Below are 276 nucleotides of genomic sequence, written 5' to 3'. Positions count from 1 at the left end.
ATGTCCCCGGATCAGGCTTGCCGGAGAGCGCGATGCAGCGCCTGCACAGGGGGCGAGCCGGGTCCGGAAAGAGCAAGCGCTTGAGGCCGGGCCCCAGCCGGGGGATAGAGACGCATGACCCAACCTGCCGACATGACCTACGCCCGCTATCTGACCCTGGATCAGGTGCTGGGCGCGCAGAATCCGCTGACCGACCAGCACGACGAGATGCTGTTCGTCATCATCCACCAGGCCAAGGAGCTGTGGCTCAAGCAGATCCTGCACGAGATCGGCTAC

At 64.9% G+C, this 276-nt stretch carries 1 protein-coding gene; it reads left to right on the top strand.

What is annotated here, in order from left to right; all coding sequences use genetic code 11:
- Positions 1 to 114: 114 nt before the first annotated feature.
- Positions 115 to 276 (top strand): tryptophan 2,3-dioxygenase family protein (locus FLQ44_RS11320; RefSeq protein WP_338117477.1); only part of this gene is annotated, 162 nt, incomplete at its 3' end.

Origin of the sequence: Vogesella mureinivorans (assembly GCF_007644035.1) — a bacterium.
Lineage (GTDB): Bacteria > Pseudomonadota > Gammaproteobacteria > Burkholderiales > Chromobacteriaceae > Vogesella > Vogesella mureinivorans.
Note: the sequence above shows the minus strand (reverse complement) of the source record. Positions and strands in the feature narration are given on the sequence as shown.